Origin of the sequence: Pseudomonas fluorescens (assembly GCF_005938625.1) — a bacterium.
In the GTDB taxonomy this organism is placed as follows: domain Bacteria; phylum Pseudomonadota; class Gammaproteobacteria; order Pseudomonadales; family Pseudomonadaceae; genus Aquipseudomonas; species Aquipseudomonas fluorescens_BD.
Genome location: NZ_VCNJ01000013.1, coordinates 188,685 through 205,723, shown reverse-complemented (window position 1 = coordinate 205,723; position 17,039 = coordinate 188,685). Strand labels below are relative to the sequence as shown.

21 protein-coding genes and 1 pseudogene are annotated in these 17,039 nt (G+C 57.0%); 13 read left to right on the top strand and 9 right to left on the bottom strand.

Annotated elements, in window-relative coordinates; translation table 11 throughout:
• Positions 1-34 precede the first annotated feature (34 nt).
• The 4 genes from FGA82_RS10130 to FGA82_RS10115 all read right to left on the bottom strand — a co-directional run bounded on the left by FGA82_RS10130 (position 35) and on the right by FGA82_RS10115 (position 3,260).
• A complete protein-coding gene (locus tag FGA82_RS10130) occupies positions 35-496 on the bottom strand; it encodes a head completion/stabilization protein (RefSeq protein WP_141126981.1) in 462 nt (153 codons plus the stop codon).
• Between the two features lie 97 nt (positions 497-593).
• Entirely contained in the window at positions 594-1,316 is a 723-nt protein-coding gene (gpM, locus tag FGA82_RS10125) for a phage terminase small subunit (protein WP_141126980.1), read from the bottom strand.
• Positions 1,313-2,332: a phage major capsid protein, P2 family gene (locus FGA82_RS10120; protein WP_141126979.1), complete on the bottom strand. Its 1,020-nt coding sequence runs from the start codon at positions 2,330-2,332 to the stop codon at positions 1,313-1,315. Before FGA82_RS10120 ends, gpM begins: the two co-directional genes overlap by 4 nt.
• 1 nt (position 2,333) lies before the next feature.
• Positions 2,334-3,260: a GPO family capsid scaffolding protein gene (locus FGA82_RS10115; RefSeq protein ID WP_141126978.1), complete on the bottom strand. Its 927-nt coding sequence runs from the start codon at positions 3,258-3,260 to the stop codon at positions 2,334-2,336.
• 162 nt (positions 3,261-3,422) lie between these two features.
• Between FGA82_RS10115 and FGA82_RS10110 the strand changes: the two genes are divergently transcribed.
• From FGA82_RS10110 to FGA82_RS10100, 3 genes are all read left to right on the top strand, one after another.
• Positions 3,423-5,465: a terminase large subunit domain-containing protein gene (locus tag FGA82_RS10110; protein ID WP_141126977.1), complete on the top strand. Its 2,043-nt coding sequence runs from the start codon at positions 3,423-3,425 to the stop codon at positions 5,463-5,465.
• The gene (locus tag FGA82_RS10105) at positions 5,377-6,246 is read left to right on the top strand and encodes a phage portal protein (protein WP_171057263.1); all 870 of its coding nucleotides are present in this window, start codon (positions 5,377-5,379) and stop codon (positions 6,244-6,246) included. The genes FGA82_RS10110 and FGA82_RS10105 overlap by 89 nt, the downstream gene beginning before the upstream one ends.
• 75 nt (positions 6,247-6,321) lie before the next feature.
• The gene (locus FGA82_RS10100; protein ID WP_064392752.1) at positions 6,322-6,579 is read left to right on the top strand and encodes an ogr/Delta-like zinc finger family protein; all 258 of its coding nucleotides are present in this window, start codon (positions 6,322-6,324) and stop codon (positions 6,577-6,579) included.
• Between the two features lie 55 nt (positions 6,580-6,634).
• Here FGA82_RS10100 and FGA82_RS10095 read toward each other — a convergent pair whose 3' ends face one another.
• The gene (locus FGA82_RS10095; RefSeq protein ID WP_141126976.1) at positions 6,635-6,820 is read right to left on the bottom strand and encodes a hypothetical protein; all 186 of its coding nucleotides are present in this window, start codon (positions 6,818-6,820) and stop codon (positions 6,635-6,637) included.
• A gap of 102 nt (positions 6,821-6,922) precedes the next feature.
• A complete protein-coding gene (locus FGA82_RS10090; protein WP_141126975.1) occupies positions 6,923-7,273 on the bottom strand; it encodes a helix-turn-helix domain-containing protein in 351 nt (116 codons plus the stop codon).
• An 84-nt stretch (positions 7,274-7,357) separates the two neighbouring features.
• On the opposite strand from FGA82_RS10090, the gene FGA82_RS10085 reads away from it, so the two are divergent.
• The 9 genes from FGA82_RS10085 (at position 7,358) to FGA82_RS10040 (ending at position 14,340) form a co-directional block, all read left to right on the top strand.
• Complete coding sequence (locus FGA82_RS10085; protein ID WP_141126974.1) at positions 7,358-7,570, top strand: DNA-binding protein; 213 nt, start codon at positions 7,358-7,360, stop codon at positions 7,568-7,570.
• 29 nt (positions 7,571-7,599) lie between these two features.
• Entirely contained in the window at positions 7,600-8,073 is a 474-nt protein-coding gene (locus FGA82_RS10080; RefSeq protein ID WP_141126973.1) for a YmfL family putative regulatory protein, read from the top strand.
• Positions 8,070-8,435 carry a hypothetical protein gene (locus tag FGA82_RS10075; protein ID WP_141126972.1) on the top strand — a complete coding sequence of 122 codons (366 nt, stop codon included), beginning with the start codon at positions 8,070-8,072 and terminating at the stop codon, positions 8,433-8,435. The genes FGA82_RS10080 and FGA82_RS10075 overlap by 4 nt, the downstream gene beginning before the upstream one ends.
• 74 nt (positions 8,436-8,509) lie before the next feature.
• A complete protein-coding gene (locus FGA82_RS10070) occupies positions 8,510-8,761 on the top strand; it encodes a hypothetical protein (RefSeq protein WP_141126971.1) in 252 nt (83 codons plus the stop codon).
• Positions 8,758-11,451: a toprim domain-containing protein gene (locus FGA82_RS10065; protein ID WP_141126970.1), complete on the top strand. Its 2,694-nt coding sequence runs from the start codon at positions 8,758-8,760 to the stop codon at positions 11,449-11,451. The genes FGA82_RS10070 and FGA82_RS10065 overlap by 4 nt, the downstream gene beginning before the upstream one ends.
• Before the next feature lie 23 nt (positions 11,452-11,474).
• A complete protein-coding gene (locus FGA82_RS10060) occupies positions 11,475-12,308 on the top strand; it encodes a hypothetical protein (protein WP_141126969.1) in 834 nt (277 codons plus the stop codon).
• A gap of 81 nt (positions 12,309-12,389) precedes the next feature.
• Positions 12,390-12,653: a hypothetical protein gene (locus FGA82_RS10055; RefSeq protein WP_141126968.1), complete on the top strand. Its 264-nt coding sequence runs from the start codon at positions 12,390-12,392 to the stop codon at positions 12,651-12,653.
• A 329-nt stretch (positions 12,654-12,982) separates the two neighbouring features.
• Positions 12,983-13,195, top strand: coding sequence for a DUF4224 domain-containing protein (locus tag FGA82_RS10045; RefSeq protein WP_080769328.1), 213 nt, complete (start codon positions 12,983-12,985; stop codon positions 13,193-13,195).
• Positions 13,192-14,340: a site-specific integrase gene (locus tag FGA82_RS10040; protein ID WP_141126966.1), complete on the top strand. Its 1,149-nt coding sequence runs from the start codon at positions 13,192-13,194 to the stop codon at positions 14,338-14,340. The genes FGA82_RS10045 and FGA82_RS10040 overlap by 4 nt, the downstream gene beginning before the upstream one ends.
• 450 nt (positions 14,341-14,790) lie before the next feature.
• On the opposite strand, the pseudogene FGA82_RS10035 reads toward FGA82_RS10040, so the two are convergent.
• Positions 14,791-14,934: pseudogene (locus FGA82_RS10035) on the bottom strand (helix-turn-helix domain-containing protein); the annotation flags it as partial.
• 474 nt (positions 14,935-15,408) lie between these two features.
• Here FGA82_RS10035 and FGA82_RS10030 point away from each other — a divergent pair.
• Complete coding sequence (locus FGA82_RS10030; RefSeq protein WP_141126965.1) at positions 15,409-15,690, top strand: DUF3077 domain-containing protein; 282 nt, start codon at positions 15,409-15,411, stop codon at positions 15,688-15,690.
• 42 nt (positions 15,691-15,732) lie between these two features.
• On the opposite strand, the gene FGA82_RS10025 is transcribed toward FGA82_RS10030, so the two are convergent.
• Together FGA82_RS10025 and FGA82_RS10020 are read right to left on the bottom strand one after the other, a co-directional pair.
• Entirely contained in the window at positions 15,733-16,398 is a 666-nt protein-coding gene (locus tag FGA82_RS10025; protein WP_141126988.1) for an RES family NAD+ phosphorylase, read from the bottom strand.
• Positions 16,399-16,409: 11 nt separating this feature from the next.
• A complete protein-coding gene (locus FGA82_RS10020) occupies positions 16,410-16,817 on the bottom strand; it encodes an MbcA/ParS/Xre antitoxin family protein (protein ID WP_141126964.1) in 408 nt (135 codons plus the stop codon).
• Positions 16,818-17,039 lie beyond the last annotated feature (222 nt).

Here is a 17,039-nt window from a genome sequence, read left to right as displayed (position 1 = left end):
TCCAACAGATACGCGGTCAGTGTCTGCAGCTTGGTCATACGATCGCCGCCGTGATTCGGCCGCGCCCTTGTAGCGAGCGAACCGCCTGCTGGCTGAACTGCAGAAACGTCTCGCCGCGTTCGGGCATTTCTTTGCCGGTGTTTTCGGCGCTTTCACGGCGGCTTACCGTGGCGAACTGCGTCAGCAAGCTGGCCTTGGCTCGGCAATACACGGCACGCTTGTACGTCGCTACGCGAAATGTGCCGTCAGGCAGCACCTTAGGGTCACCAGATTCCACGGAGGTGATGCCCACGCTCTGCCATTGGCCTTTGCGTTTGGACAAATCGCGATTGATCTCAATCATCGCGGTAGTCAAATCAGTGACCAGCATGTCTACCAGGTACTCCGCCGGCAGGCGGTAGCCCTTCTGGAACTCGGACACGGAGAGGTTCGGCCAGAAGCCGTCGTTCTCAATCGCCTGTTCCACAAAGGTGGTGGGTTTCCCGGAAAAGCTCATTGCTGACCGCTCTAATAGGGCGGGGAGACTGTTTTTCGTGGGGCTGGCCATAAATGGCAGACACACGTCCACAGTTCCCCGCTGGGGGGGTAGTCGGTTATTGGGCGCCGGTGACGGCGGGTGCTTGTTTGGCCAGGGCGATGCGACACTTCTTGATTCGCGTCTCGTTGCCGGCTTTCGCGTACAGCTCGGTCGAGCGCTCCAGATGCTGGAGCGCGGTTTCCCACTGCTCGGCCTCCATGGCGCGCATGCCGATCAACTTGTGGTACTTGCTCGGGATCTGTTCGGTCAGCTCCCATTCACCGTCGACACGCGGCAACAGATCGGACAGGTACGGCTCCGGGCTGCGCTGCGCGTTGTACTCGGCGTAAGCCCAATCGATCACGGCATCCGCGACAAAGGTCTGCACGTCGCGGCGCTTGAAGCGCTCCGGCATTTCCTGCCCCTGCTCGATCGCAAAGTCCGCCAGTGCCAGGCCGTCTTCGAACTGCTCGGTGTCGAACAGCCAGACCATCACCTGGACCAGGACGCGGTTCGGTATCACCAGACCCGAGTCCATGTAGCGCTGAATAAAATCCTGGTACTTGGGCAACAGCTCCTCGCGCTTGAGTGCCTGACGCCCAGCGAGGCCCTTGATGTCGCTCAGGCGCTGCAGATCCTGATCCAGCGAGGCTTCCATCAGCAGCAGGTGCTTTTTCGCGTTGGCTGGACTGCTCAAGGCTTCCGCCGGCGAATACGCCAGCGGTGCGGCGGCAGCAGCGATTACTGCAGCACTGCCTTGGGCCAGGGTGCGGCGCTTGTGGGCGAGAGCCAGGCTCACTTAAGCAGCTCCACGTTCTCGGTCAGCGCGATTTTCTCCAGCTGCTCGATTACATAGCCTTCATTGCGGCTGTTGTAATCCTCGACGCGGGAGCGTTTCGGGTTGTCCACGGTTTGCTTGCGCCAGCTGGAGTCCTGGAAGTAGATCGACAGGTTGTCCCAACTGGTGACCAGCACAGCGTTGACTGGGAAGAACGGAACGCTGAAGCTCGGCAGACCGCCATAGGTGGCGATCACCTGGGCATCTTCGATGCGCTCTTTTTCGGTCGGCACGTCGCCTTGCTTGGCGTACAGCTTCGCCTTATCAGCAGCCAACAGATCGGAACCGATGATCGCGACCAGGTCGCCACCGTCGCGCAGACGCTCGTCCACCATTTGCTTGGTGTCATGCACCAGGGCGTCCAGGTTGGCGTAATCACCGCCCTGCCCCAAGGTGACTTTGCCAGCGGTTTTGCCTTCCTTGAGTACCTGCTGTGGGGCTTGCTCGCGCAGTTGTTGCAGCCAGCCTTTGTTCACGTCCTGCAGCATTGGGTAAGTGGCAATATCGGTCTGCGCAGCGGCTTTCAGGCCGTGGAAACCAACCATGATGCGGTCCAGAGCGATCTGTTTCTGCACAGCAGCCGAGTAGCGTTGGTGGAAGTCCGGGAATTTGGCCCAGGCATCGATTTTTGCGTACGGCAGACCCACGTCGGATTCGGTAGACGACAGTTCGTAGGTGGTGTTGTCCAGCTCGGAAGCGTCTTTCGCCTCGCGATCGGTGGTCTTGGTGTTAGTACGGCCAGTCACCGGGCCGGATACACCGATGAACACCTTCTCGCCCTTGATTTCGCTCACGCCAATGACGTTGATGCGCGAAAGGAAGTCCGACTTGGCGGTGATGGCGTCGTTCAGTTCCTGGGTGATGGACGGCTCAACGCTGAACATCTTGCTGGACAGCTCGACACCATAGGTTTCGGCCATGGCAAGTTGCATGGCTGCATACATCTTGGCGCCGTAGGCGCTCAGGGAACGGGCCATGTCAGAGTACCCGCGCTTTGGTTTTGTCGGCTGCGCCGGTGGAACGCGGCAACTGACGGCCGATGCTGGTGTTCTGCAGCGTGGTGAACTGTTGCTGCAGACTGGTCAGAGCTGCCAACACTGCTTTGTTGGAACTGCCGCCGTTGCGCTTGAATTCGCGTTCTTCTTCGGCGGTGGTGACGATCTCGTCGACTGCCGCGCTGACGTCATCGATCGGGGCTTGATCGGGTTCAGGTGCGTCTTCGGCAGCAGGCTCAATCACGGCCTGAATGCCGGCAGCGACGACCAGCAGCTGGGCCAGCAGGGCTTTCAAAGCCGTGGCGGTAGCTTCATCCATTGGGGGTTTGCTCTCGGTTGGGGTTTGCGGAGTGGTTTCGGCGCCGGTGTCGTCAATGCCGAAACGTTTGAACAGGCGGGTGAACATGCCGACAAGGCGGCCAATCTCGCCCTGCGCTTCGGTTTCGCGCAGAGGGCCAAGTTCTTGGGAGGCGGCGTAGTAAGCATCGCGGCTGGTGCGACTGGAGAAGTAGAGTTCCTGCGTGCCGACGCTGGCAGGTTCGTCGGTGACGGCGATACCGGTCATGTAGGCTTTGCCACGGCCCCGGAAATTCGGCTTGATCTCGATGCTGGTGAACAGCTTTTCGCCGGCGTCGTTCAGGCGCAGCAGCTTGTCGTTTGGCTTCAGTTGCGCTTCAAGGGCGACTTGGCCAGGTTCCAGATCGTCGCCCTCCTCGACCAGGCGCACAGCGAAAACCGTTCCGTGGGATCCAAACCAGCGTTCGTGTTCACACCAGATAACAGCGGTGTACAAAGTCGGCGTGTAGGTCTCGGCGATGTCGCGCAGTTCCTGGGGAAGGATGTCGCGGCCATCAATGGTCGGGCCGCTGGTGGCAACACGTTTCCAGTAGGAGACAAGGGAACGGGGCATGAGTGGTAACTGCGCTCAATCGCTGAATGAGCCGCCACGATAGGGAGCCGTTTACCGCCAAACAAACGGTTGAAATTCAGGGTTCTCCTATTTTCGACAGATAGGCGGATCGCAGCATTTAACCCCGCGTTTCCGGGGTTTTCGCCGCATAGACTGCGGCCCATGAACTACCCGACTGAAGTTAAAGAAGCCGCAAAACGCCTCTACCTGCGCCGCTGTTCGGTGAAGGAAATACAGGCGCATTTGAAGCTGCCCAACATCCGAATCGTCTATTACTGGATCCGCCAAGGCGGCTGGGACGAGATGCTGACGGATGAAGAGCCGTTGAGCGCGGTCAACCGGCGAATCACCCTGATACTGGAAAAGGTCGATCCGCTGACGAAAGCCGAACTGGACGAACTGGAGCGACTGACGGGCCTACTTGAGCGGCTGAAAAAACTTGCGGCCAAGCCTGCGCAGGTGGCGCCGTCGGACGCACCGGACGAGTCTCGCGAACGCCAGCCTGGTCAACGCCGTGAACGAGGCGAAAGCAGCGGTAAGAAGCGGGAAAAGAAGGCCAAGAACGACGTTAGCGGCCTGACCGAAGTGGACTTCCTCGATAAATTCATCTCGAAGATGTATGGCTACCAGAAAGAGCTGTTCGAGGCGAAACAGAACCCGCTGACTCGCCGTGTCCGGAACATCCTCAAAAGCCGTCAGGTCGGTCTGACTTACTACTTCGCCGGCGAAGCGTTCATGGATGCCGTGCTGAGCGGGGACAACCAGGTGTTTCTGTCGGCCAGCCGATCGCAGTCCGAGATCTTCCGCAGCTACATCATCCAGTTCGCCCAGCAGTGGTTTGGCATCGAGTTGACGGGCAACCCGATCACGCTCAGCAACGGCGCCGAACTGCGCTTTCTCAGCACCAACAGCAGCACAGCACAGGGCTACCACGGCCACGTCTACGTGGATGAATATTTCTGGATCCGCGACTTCGAAAAACTCAGCACCGTGGCCAGCGCCATGGGCACACACAAGAAGTGGCGCAAAACCTATTTCTCGACCCCCAGCGCCGTGTCGCACCAGGCGTACCCATTCTGGTCAGGTGAGGAATTCCGCAACAGCAAACGCGGCAAGAAAGCCGGCGGTGTGTGGCCCAGCGAAGCGGCTTACACGCAGGGCGCGCTGTGTCCGGATGGCCAATGGCGCAAGACGATCACCCTGGACGATGCGATCGCAGGCGGCTGCGACCTGTTCGACCTGGAGCAGCTGCAGCTGGAGTACGACGAGGACAAATTTCAGCAGCTGTTTTACTGCAAATTCATCGACAGCACCCAAAGCGCATTCAGCCTCAAGGATCTGGAACGCTGCTACTCGGATCTGTCGTTGTGGGAGGACTACAACGCGGAGCTGGATCGGCCATTCGGCAACAGTCCGGTCTGGCTGGGCTACGACCCGAGCCGCACCCGCGACGACGCCACCTGTGTGGTCATCGCGCCGCCACTCGAACCCGGGGCGAAGTTCCGCATTTTGGAGAAGCACAGCTGGCGTGGCCATTCGTTCACCTACCAGGCCGCACAGGTCAAGAAACTGACCGAGCGCTTCAACGTTCAGCACATCGGCATCGACGTCACAGGCGTGGGTTACGGCGTGTTTGACCTGGTGCGCGACTTCTATGCCAAGGCGACACCCATTCACTACAGCCTTGAGGCGAAAAACGCCCTGGTGCTCAAAGCCCAGGACACGATCCAAGGCAGTCGCATCGAGTGGGACGCAGGCTGGACGGACATCGCGCAGGCCTTCTTGACCATCAAACGCGGCGCCACCAACAGCGGCCAGATCACCTATAGCGCTTCGCGCACCGACGCCACCGGCCACGCCGACATTGCTTGGGCGGTGATGCACGCCCTGGCCAACGAACCTTTGAACACCAACAAGCGGCGTCGTAGCCGCTACGTCACGAGTAATCAGACCAGCCATGGCCAACCGCAAACGCAGAAAGCAACACGTAGCCCGACCAACGCAGCAACCGATGCGCTCGTTTACGTTCGGGGAACCGGAACAGGTGCTGTCCGGCAACATCGGCGAGTACGTGGGCGTGTTCCCCAGCGACGACGGCAGGATCTACAAACCTCCGGTGTCGCGGGTTGGTCTGGCCAAACTGCTGCGCGCCAACGCACACCACGGCGCCATTCCGAAGTTCAAACGCAACCTGCTGCTGCGTGAGTTCATCCCCTCGGCCGGTTGCAGCACCGAAACAATGGGCCGCGCCGGGCTGGACTACATGGTGTTTGGCGAAGCGTATTTCTACAACGACACCAACGCATTCGGCCAAGTGCTGGAGCTGCAGCACCTTCCGGCTATCAACATGCGGGTAAAGGTCGACGGCGGTTTCGTGATGCTGCTGCCCGACAACAAGGAAATGGAGTTCGAACAACACGAGATCTCCCACGTCCTGGACTATGACGTGGAGCAGAACATTTACGGGATCCCAGACTATTTGGGAGGCCTGCAGGCGCTGCTGCTCAATGAGGCGGCCACCCTCTTCCGCCGTCGGTACTACAGCAACGGCGCGCACGCCGGTTACATCTTCTACACCAACGATCCTGATCTGACCGAGGAGGACGAAGACGAGCTGCGCGCGCAGATCAGTGCCAGCAAAGGCGTGGGCAACTTCCGCTCGATGTTCGTCAACATCCCCAACGGCAAGGAAAACGCGATTCAGATCATCCCCGTGGGTGACTTCCAGGCGAAAGATGAGCTGGAGAAGGTGAAGAACATCACTCGAAATGACGTCATCGCTGCATGGCGTATGAACCCGGCACTGGCCGGCATCATTCCGGAAAACACCGGTGGTTTCGGGGACATCGAAAAGATTGATCGGGTGTACACGAGTAACGAAATACGGCCGATCTGTCAGCTATTCCACCAACTGAATGACACGCTTCGCGAAGACAGGCGTTTTAGCTGGAAACAAGCACCAAATGCAGTGGATGCCACTACATAACCCGGATACCAGAGAGAATACCACTACATATTGTGGCAAAATGGTGGCGATCAGCTGCCCCTGGGGAGGGACACAATGAGAGTTGTATGCAATTGCGGACACAAGGGCCGGATTGCCTCGCGGGAAGAGGTAACCAGAGCCTTTGTAAAACTGTACTGCCAGTGCCTAGACGCAAAGTGCGGGCACACATGGGTGGCAAATCTGACGTTCTCGCACACGCTCAGTCCGTCATCGCAGACGTTCGAGCGGATGTTGATCGATCGCTTGAGGGAAATGCCCAGGGCGAAGCAGCGAGAGCTATTCGAGCAACTGGGATCGCAGGCGGTAGCGTAATTACAAACCGCCGGCGTACGAGCGCCGGCGATCGGGATCATTCAAAGAATGACGGTCAGCCCCCTGTTTTCTCCTTTGGGTTGATTGCCAGTATCTCGGCTACGCGGCGAACCTGTTGCTGTTCAACGCGGCTCAGCCGGCGATACAGATCGATCAGTCGGCGCTCAATGTCAGTGAGTGCGGCAGATTCCGACCCGGCGTTATTGAGGGTGTCTTGATCGTTCTTCTTGCGATCCAACATGCTAACTACTCCATAAAGTGCATTGCTGATCGGACTTTATGGGGTGTGCGCGAAAGCATTGGAATAAGAGTTACCCCAATAACGGTAAGGGTTTATTGCGTCTTAAGAACGGTGGCGGGCAGCGTCGTCGGCCATGGCTTCCAGGATGCGTCGAATCGCTCTCTGATCGTCTTCAGGAATGCTGCGAAACTGGTTTATCAAGCAGTCTTCAACTTCCGACAGTGCCTCATTTGGCAGTGTCTTACGCGATCCGTGAACGATATACGCAACGTCAAAATCCAGCAGCGAGTTAGCAAGACTCAGGTAGGACGCAGGCGCATCGCTGGCACCCGATTCGTAGTTGCCCTGGGTACGTTTGGACACGCCAAGTTTTTCAGCCAGTTGATCTTGAGTCAGGCCAGCGCCAGAGCGAAGTTCCCGCAGCCTGGCGCCGATCTCTTCGGAGAGAGTCAATATTTTTCCACTCGCATATTTACATTGGCAGTTTTTTGCCACATTCTGCGCTTGTCATCACACGAAAACGCAGAGATTTGCACTATGCCGAACACAAGCATCACCGAGCAAGCCCGCAAAAAAGCCCGTGAAGCGTTGGAGAAGCGCGGTCAGTCCGCGAAAGATTTTGCTGCTTTGCACAACCTGAGTCCCAGCACCGTTTATGCGGTGCTGAGTGGACAGAGCCAATGTCGCCGTGGGGAGGCACACCGAGCTGCCGTTTTACTAGGCGTCAAACAAGGTGTGATTGAACAGTAACGGCAGGGGCCAACAGGGAAAAGTAGAAGATGAAAAGCCCGATCCTAGACACCCGCAAAGAAGTTATGAGCGAGATCATCCGCAGCTATACCGGCGGACGCGAAGCCGCCGCTGCACGCTTGGGGCTGAAGCTCAAGAAGTTCGACAACCATGCCTACGAAAACGCCGGATGCAGTCCTCTCACTGACTCTCAGGTTTTCATGCTTGAGCAGGACTGCGGAACTCACCACTTCCCCAACTACGTCGCCTCAATGTACGGCGGGTTGTTCGTTCCAGTGGCTGATCCTGAAACGCTAGACAACGTCGAGCTATACGCTCGTTCGCTACAGGTGGCGGCAAAACGCGGTTGCGTCGACCAGGCGATCGCCAAGGCGCTGGAGGACGGTTCAATCAGCGAAGAAGAAGCCGAACTGATTCTGGACGCTCACAACCTTCACGTTGCTGCACGGCACGCCGAAGTGCTTGCCGCAATAGCTCTTTACCGCGCAGGGAAAGCCCAATGAACAATCTGCCTGCAGTACAGGAATATCAGGACATGCTCAAAGCTGCCGCGTCGGTGTTTCTTGAACGGCACCGGTGCGAACACCTGAGCGATGATCAACAACTGATCAAACGAGCTGTGCAGCATTTGGTCGCGGACTTCGACGTACTCACTCCGACAGCTGAAAAAATGGTTCACCTGGCCTACAGCGATTTGTCTGTTGTCAGCGATCGGCAGCGACTGGATGTAATGACCAGCACACCTACACACACCGTTATCACTGACACAGGCACCGGTGAGGTTTGGGCCATTCCCGTCAGCCTGATTTATGAACGCATCCTCAACGCACCGGACAACGGGCGTTTTCGCGTCACCACTCCGTAACACCTAACCACTAAATCCCCGATCCCCCATTCCCGTGGGTTTGGGTGAGCTGCGCCCGAAATTGAGGTTTGACGATGGAATACGCCCTGAACATCAACGCAAAACTGCCACCGGTGCACGCCGAAGCGCTCTTGGCCAACCTGCGCGAGCAGTACCGTCTCAGCCTCAATGACCTCTGGTATTCCGACCATTACCGCCTGATCCCCGAAGGGCTGCGCCACGGGTCGATCCTCACGAACGATCCGGTGATGGCCGCTCGAAAACATCTGATCGGCGCCCTCGCCGGCGCCCTGACTCAAAGCCTCAAAACAGTGAAAAAACCATGAGAGACGATCTCCGCTCCGACGTCCTGCAGCGCCTTGAAAATGACTACGGCCTAAAACACCGTACCGGCACCGACTATATGCGCGGTGGTGAATGCCCCAAGTGCAGGAAGAAAGAGCTGTATTCACGTCACGACAAGCCGTGGCTGGTTATCTGCGGCCGCCCTGAAAAGTGCGGCCACACCATGCACGTCAAGGAAATCTACGACGATCTTTTCGAAGACTGGAGCAAGCGGGCCCCCGCTACGGACAGTGCACCAACGGCCACAGCCCGCGCCTATCTGGAGTTCGGCCGGGGCTTCGACATCCAGTTGATTGCTGGCTGGTTCACGCAAGACACCTACTACTCCTCTCAGCACAACGCAGGTAGCGCGACGGTGCGTTTCGCCTTGGAGAAAGGCGGCTACTGGGAACGCTTGATCGACAAGCCGGCACGCTTCGGAAAAATGAAAGCGCGTTTCGCTCCGGGTGAAAGCTACCGGGGGGTGTGGTGGTGCCCGCCCTGCGTAGATCTGCTCGAAGCGAAAGAACTGTGGATCGTGGAAGGCATCTTCGACGCCACCGCCCTGGTGCACCACGGCATTGCCGCCGTGTCCGCCATGTCATCCAACGCCTTCCCGGCTGAATCGCTGCAGGCGTTGGTCACAGCACGCCCGGGCAATCTGCCGAAGCTGGTTTGGGCGTTGGACAACGAACCAGGTGCACACGCCTATACCAAACGTTGGGTACGTATGGCCCGCGAATTGGGCTTTACCTGTGAGGCCGCGCAGATCCCTCAGCGGGACAAACGCAAGGTCGATTGGAACGATTTACACCAGCGCTGGCAGTTCCTGGACGAAGGCGAGAAACGCGACGCCCAAATTGAAAAAGACATCACCATTGCTCGGCATCACGGCGCGCTGCTGATCGCTGAGAACGCTACCGAAAAAGCCTTGGTGATGTTCGATTGGAAGCGTCGAAGCGAATTTCATCTGGAGTTCGGCAATCGTCTGTATTGGTTCAAGCTTGATCTGGAGAAATACAACAAGGCCATTCAGGAACTGGAGGACAGCGAGCATCACGACGATCAGCAGCTGAACAACAAACAGATGCGGGCGAAAGCCATGCAGCAGTGCGGCGCGCTGCAGCGCATCGCTACCTGCAATCCGAAAGCCCTGTACTACCAGGAAAACAAGCTCACAGACGAGTCCTGGTATTACTTCCGGATCACGTTTGCACACGACGCTGCGCCGATTAAAAACACTTTCACCAGCGCTCAGATCTCTTCATCGGCCGAGTTCAAAAAGCGTCTGTTGGGCATTGCCCCCGGTGGGATGTTCACCGGTACAACGCAGCAATTGGACGCGTTCATTGAGGAACAAACCGACGCTCTCAAGACCGTTCAAACCATCGACTTCACGGGCTACACCCGCGAACACGGCGCATACGTGTACGGCGATGTGGCGGTACGCGACGGTAAAATCTTCAAGCTGAACGAAGAAGACTTCTTCGACATGGATCGCTTGAGCATTAAAACGCTCAGCCAGTCAGTGACCTTGAACTTGAACACTGACCTGGAGAAGTTCGACACTGAATGGCTCGACATCATCTGGCAATGCTTCGGTGCCAAAGGGCTGGTCGCCCTCGCCTTCTGGTTCGGCTCATTGTTCGCCGAGCAGATCCGGCAGCATCAAAAGAGTTACCCCTTCATGGAAATTATCGGTGAGCCAGGCGCCGGTAAATCCACCCTGATCGAATTCCTATGGAAGTTGTGCGGACGCCTCGACTACGAAGGTTTTGACCCCACTAAAGGCACCCCAGTTGCTCGGGCACGAAACTTTGCCCAAGTCGGGAATCTGCCGGTGGTGTTGATTGAGTCTGAGCGGGAAAAATCAGATGGAAGCCAAACCCGCCAATACGACTGGGACGAACTGAAGACCGCCTACAACGGCCGCAGCGTTCGCTCAACCGGTGTAAAGAACAACGGTAACGACACCCGCGAACCGCCCTTCCGTGGCGCCGTGGTCATCGGTCAGAACCACGCAGTGAACGCCTCTGAACCGATCCTGCAGCGCTTGGTGCACATCGCCATGACGAAGGACGGGCAGACGCCGCAAACCAAGCTGTTGGTTGAAAAACTGGAGCGTATGCCCGTCGACCGCGTGAGCGGATTTCTGCTCAAAGCCACCACGTCGGAGTCCTCCGTGATGGAGACCATTCGCGCGAAGGTTCCGACCTACGAACAGGCGCTGCTGGCCCTGCCTGAAATTCGCACCGTCCGGATCGCAAAGAATCATGCCCAGCTGCACGCGCTCGTAGACGCACTGGTGCACGTCGTTCCTCTGAAAAAGCATCAGTTGGAAGCCACACACGCGGAGATCCAGAACATGGCCAAGGATCGCCAGTTGGCCATCAATGCTGATCACCCGGTCGTCGTCGAGTTTTGGGAACTGTACGAATACCTAAACAGCGCTGCCGGCGGACTCAACCACTCACGCAATGACAGTTTGATTGCGGTGAACCTCAACGACTTTGCCAAAGAAGCCGCGGAGAAACGCCAGAAAGTCCCGGACATGACCGAGCTGAAACGCCACCTGAAAACCAGCAAGTGCCCGAAGTTCGTGGAGACAAACCGAACCGTTTGCTCCGCTTGGGAGTTGGACGCTGCAGACAAACCGAAAACCGTGCGCTGCTGGATTTTCCAAAGTGCCTAAACCCGCAACTCAGGAGTGACCCAATGAAAGTAGAGACTGTAAATCTTAAATCGGCGATTCGCTTTGGTGACTTTTACAACGTCTTCGGGCCTGACGGTGTTGTGACCATGGCCTGGTGGCTTGGTGCATTGCACGCCGATCGCATCCGCAAAGAACAAGGAAGCTTTCCGTTTCTCCAAATAACCGGCCAGCCAGGTGGCGGCAAAGGCCTGCTGCTCGACTACCTGTGGAAACTGAGCGGGGAGGAACATTTTCAGGGGTGCGCTCCTGATCACGCATCACGAGCAGGCCGGTCTCGTTTTATGACCAACGCCGGCAACAAGGTCACCGCACTGGTGCCTATCCATGAGAAAGCAACTGGCGACTGGGCGGACGAGCTGAAGCCGCTTTATGACTCCAATGCGGAGTTTTTAGACCACAGCCGAGGTGGCGAACTGACCAAGTTTAAGGGAGCGATTTTGATCATTGCTGATGCCCCTCTGCGCTGCAGTGAGGCCGTCAAAAGCAGAATGCAGACAGTGTTTTTGCATCCATCCAAACAAGACAAGAAATTCCGATCGGTGGCACAGCTTATTGAGTTAAACGCTGACCGCGCAGGTGCATTTGCCGGAGTGTTCCGACATCACGAAGACCTGATTCTGACGGCACTACAAGGAATGGTGCCAACACAGATGGCCAAGTATGAAAGGCAATTCCGCGAGGATTTGAATCGGCGGTATGCAAGGAATTTTGCTCAAGTCGCGGCATTAATCGAAGCGCTGTGCGACCTCGTTGGCCTATCCGAACGACAACGCTCTGCAGCACTGAGCAGGCTACACAGCACGGATTACCTGATGAATAACGACGTACCGTTCTGAAACAGTCGGCGTACGCCATGAATTGAAGGGGTGTCGAGGAGTTGCACCTCCCCGACACCAACCACTACCGAGGGCAGAACCATGCAAGCACAGCACCCGAGCAGCAGCGATCCGAAGGCTAACACACAGGGCAGTAACGACGCTCAATCAGCCCGGCACCTAATGGCAATTCGGATAGTCGGCACAGCGATATTCGAATACCAGGTTACCAAGACTGACGAAGCGCGAATCCGCCTTGAGTGCTTGGCCACCTTCGCCAAGCAGCAGGGCGATATTGATGCGGCCGAAGCCGCCATTGTGGCCCTACTACTGGCCAGCAACGCGTCATCGGGGGCCAGCATATGAGCGATGGCAAACCAAACCGGGAGCGGCCAGCGATGGCCAGTAAGCGATTGGATTTACCGAGCATCTGCGACATCTGCGGCAACGCCCGATCTACCCGAAAACATCAAAAGTGCAGCCGTATTCGCCAGCGTAGAAAGACTGAGGAATGGGCCGCTGTAATGGCCGAAAAGGCTGCAATCAGAAAAGCAAAGGAACGCCGTTATGTTTAAACGCCGTGAGCAAGCAGCACCAGAATCAAATCCAGTGGTTTCTACTACGCTTTCAGCAGAACCCGCCTCTACACTAGTCTGTCACCAGGTGCGGGAATACACAGGTTCGAGGGTTGTACCGTGAGCCAAGCAACAACAGGTGTTTTGACCTTTCAAGACCTGCAGCACATCACCGGTTATCAACGTCGATCCGATGTTGAGCGCTCGCTGATCGCCCAGGGTGTGCGCTTGTTCCGTGGCCGAACTGGCCCATGGACAACGCTTGACCTGATTAATCACGCCGGCGGCGTCACGTCGGCAAGCGCTGAAAGGTACGACACCGACATATTATGAGGCGAGCGAGGAAACGTAAGCACAACCCCCATATCCCTGCCCATATCGATCAGGCCGCCCTCCCGGCGGCCGTTTACTTCGACCATCGCGACAGTGGTGTCTGGTACACCCTTCATCGGGACGAGACAGGAAAGCAGCGCCGCCAAAACGTGGCGCCCGCAGCCGCGTCGCTGGCAGAACTCCATCAAATCATGGACGAGGCGTCCAACGTTGATCGAGGAACGCTGCGCTACGTGTGCGAACAGTTTCACCTGAGCGACCGATACAAAAAACTCGCTCCCAAAACGCACGACGATTACTGCTACTCTCGCGATGTACTGCTGAACATTCCCACCAAATTGGGCAAGCCGCTGGGCGATCTCGCAGTGAAGAAATTCACCGCCGCCCTGGTGCAACGCATTGTCGATCGGATCGCAGACGAGGGCACGCCCTCAAAGGCGGCGCACGCACTGCGTTATCTGCGCCGTGTTCTGCAGTGGGGACGTAATCGGGGTTTCCTTGAAGTGAACCCAGCCCTGGGCATCGAAGCGCCGATAGAACGTAAACAACGCCGGTTGCCACGGTTGAACGTTATGGACGTACTCATCGATCGCGCAACGGCGCGTGGACGTCTGGCACGTAACGAGCCTGGCGGTTGCCCCGAATACCTGGCCAGCGTGATGGAGTTGGCCTACCTTTGCCGACTACGCGGCATCGAGGTCGTGACGCTCACGGATGCGAACGAGCTGCAGGAAGGGATTCTGACCAATCGGCGCAAGGGCAGTCGGGACAACATCGTCCGATGGACGCCGCGACTGCGCACCGTTTGGGAAGGCGCGAAGGCTTTGCGCGCCAAGGTTTGGGAACGCCGTAAAACGCCTATCCCGATCGCGGCCTCAAAGCGCTTTATCATCGTGGCCAGCCACGGTGGCCCGCTTCGAAAAACAAGCCTCGACACCGCTTGGCAACGCTTTATCACTTTGGCGATCGCAGACGGAAACATCGATCCGGAAGATCGCTTCGCGCTGCACGATCTGAAACGGCGCGGCATCACTGACACGACCGGCACCAGGGCAGACAAACAGGAAGCAAGTGGCCACCGTGACGCGAAGATGATGGACGTCTACGATCACAGTGTGCCGGTGGTTTCACCTTCGGCTGACTGAGCAAACCCCACGTAACAAACGTACCGAAGCCCGCGAAACATGCGGGTTTTGGCGTATCTGCACGTAACAAGGAATCACGTAACTCATTGATTTTTATGTTTAAAGCACCTTCCTTGTAATCAGTAGGTCCCGGGTTCGACTCCTGGTGCCGGCACCATACAAAACAAAGCCCCTGCAGAAATGCAGGGGCTTTGTTGTTTCTGGGGTGTTTATATTTTTGGCAGCGTTTCTGCTTCAGTAGAAATAGCGCCCCTCCTCCCCACACGTCGATCTAATCGCCAGACGCCCTTCTCCCACAACACACGGCTTTTGCCCAAAACGCCCGAATTTCCGCTTTTATGCCAAATTATGAACTGGCAATAATTATGGTGTGCCCATAAAAAAGCGTAATTGCATGAGCGGTGTTTCTCAGCTCACTGAACCGGCGGAGTCAATGGCAACGCGGTTTCCCAGTCCAAGAGTGCTTGAAGCCTCGACGCTTTGTTTCTGCGCCGCAGAGGGCAGCATCTGCGTTACGCGAGCGGCCTCACCGGCCTTCATCTGACGTACAGACTCCAGTAAGTCCTGCTGGAATTGCTCCAATTCAACGACCATCGCTGATCTCCTCGTTTTGTTGCTTAGAAAAGGTTAAGGACAAGTCGTAACCGACAAAACACATGCCGCGAAATCCTGAGAAATCTGCTGTAACGAGAAGCCAAGCAAAGCCACTACTGGCCACAATTGCGCGCCTGCTACTCCCCAAGCTACCGTCAAACCCGTCGCTGCCAATTCAGCGACCGGGCCTGATAACCCGGGTAAGATACAGGCGCACCAGCGCCCCAATTCACGTTTGCCGGCGCATTTTTTGTGTCTGCACTACCGTGCAATGGCGGCTGTGCGTGGGAGACCTTCGGGTCTGCCGGGTTCCTGTATCTCCGGTTTATCAGCCCGCGCATAGCTGCCACCCATTCGTCTGATAACGAATTGGCAGCTCTCATTTGATACAGGGAGTTAACAAATGAAAGCCATTGATCCGTCAGCACACCGGTCACTTCACGCCCGTCCATCTCGAACGGAAGGTGAAGCGAAATGACCAACTCTCAGAATCTCAAAACCCTCGGCCTCACCCACTTTTCCTTTCAATCCAATCAAGCGATGTTCCGCACCAACCGTGGTGTACCGGTAATCGCCGCCCTTTCCCACGCCTCACACTTGCTTCACATCTCTCGACTACTCACTGCGGACTCTTCAGTCGCGCGCGATCCTGACCTTCACGCTTATGCCTCGCAGTATTTGCAGGAGTTAAGCAAGGCGTTGATCGATGATGTAGTGAAAGTGATGGATGCGCCGCCGGACAAGCCGTTGATGTAAACGCCGGTGTCAGGCCCTCGCCGATGCGAGGGCTTTTGCGTTTCAGACCTGACTGATCTCAAGCACAAACGAAATCTTCTGCTGACTCGCACTCCACACATAGCGCAAATGCTTGCCCTGCTTCGGAATCGATACCGCTGGAGGTCGAAATGCGGCGACGCATTCATGGCCCGGCAGACGGACGCTGTTGTAGAGCAGTCCCCACGACTCGGTTTCGCGCAGTTGCCGGGCGAAAGCCTGAGACGGCCCGTAAACTTCCGGATCCGGATTGTGCAACTCGGGGTGATCGTGGCGGATATCGTGCAGCGGTTTAACCACCCGATTAACGTAAGTCCGCATGGTCAACTCAATATCCGCTTCCTGAGTCGCCGCAAGAAATCGTTCCTGGTGATAACAGGTCTCGGCGATGGCTGCTGCCTGACTGCTCGCAGCGTAGTAAACGCCGAAGGTGCCGTCGCAGAATCGACTGCGTTTGCCGATGTGGGTGAACGCAGCCATCACCGGAGTCGAGCCGGGGCCAGAGAGTCGATCCTCGGGACGCACTCGGGCGAGAACCCCGGCCTGTTCGATCAGCCGATCATTGGTCAGCGCTTCAATCGCGTAGGCAACTTCCAGGTCTTCGGGATCGAGCACATCTTCGAACAGCGCAATCGGCGGGAAGCTGCTGTTGACGATCCGGTAGGCTCGCGTCCACGCCACATCAACCAAATCGGGCGCCTTCAACCGCGTACCCCATCGAGATAGCGACGCACATCGGCGATGTCGACCACGCGTCCGGCCAGCATGTAATCCAGCGCCGTTTGCCCATTGAACGGCGCCGCCGTGTTAGGGCTGCTGACCCACGTGTAAGCGCGCTCGCGGCTGTTGCTGAAGATGATGCTCAACGCCTTGTGAATGCCCATCAGATAAGAGATGCGCTCAAGGGTATCGTTAGGCAGACGTATGTTCGGCAGGTGTTTGTATTTATAGAACGTGGTGTTACCGACACCGCCCAGCAATGTGCGTTGCTGCTCTGCGCTGCAGCCCCAACGCTCCATAAGGTTGAAGAAGAACTTCAGCGCAACGCGGCCGGCTTCGGGGGCGTCGAGTTGTTCACGAGGGTTTATGGCCTGCGATGAGGTGGGCATGTGGCCGCCTCCTTGATTAGGTACCTGAATATCAGCGTAGTACAGATACGGACACAAATTACTTTTTAATACATAAGCGAATAATAATTCCGTTAGATATCGGCGACGAAAACCCATCTCACGCACCAAAACCACGCACTTTTTTTGACCCCCATCACCCCCACGTCACCAAAAACCCCGATCCTGTGTCAGCCTCCAGCCATCGGCGGGGGCATCAATTCG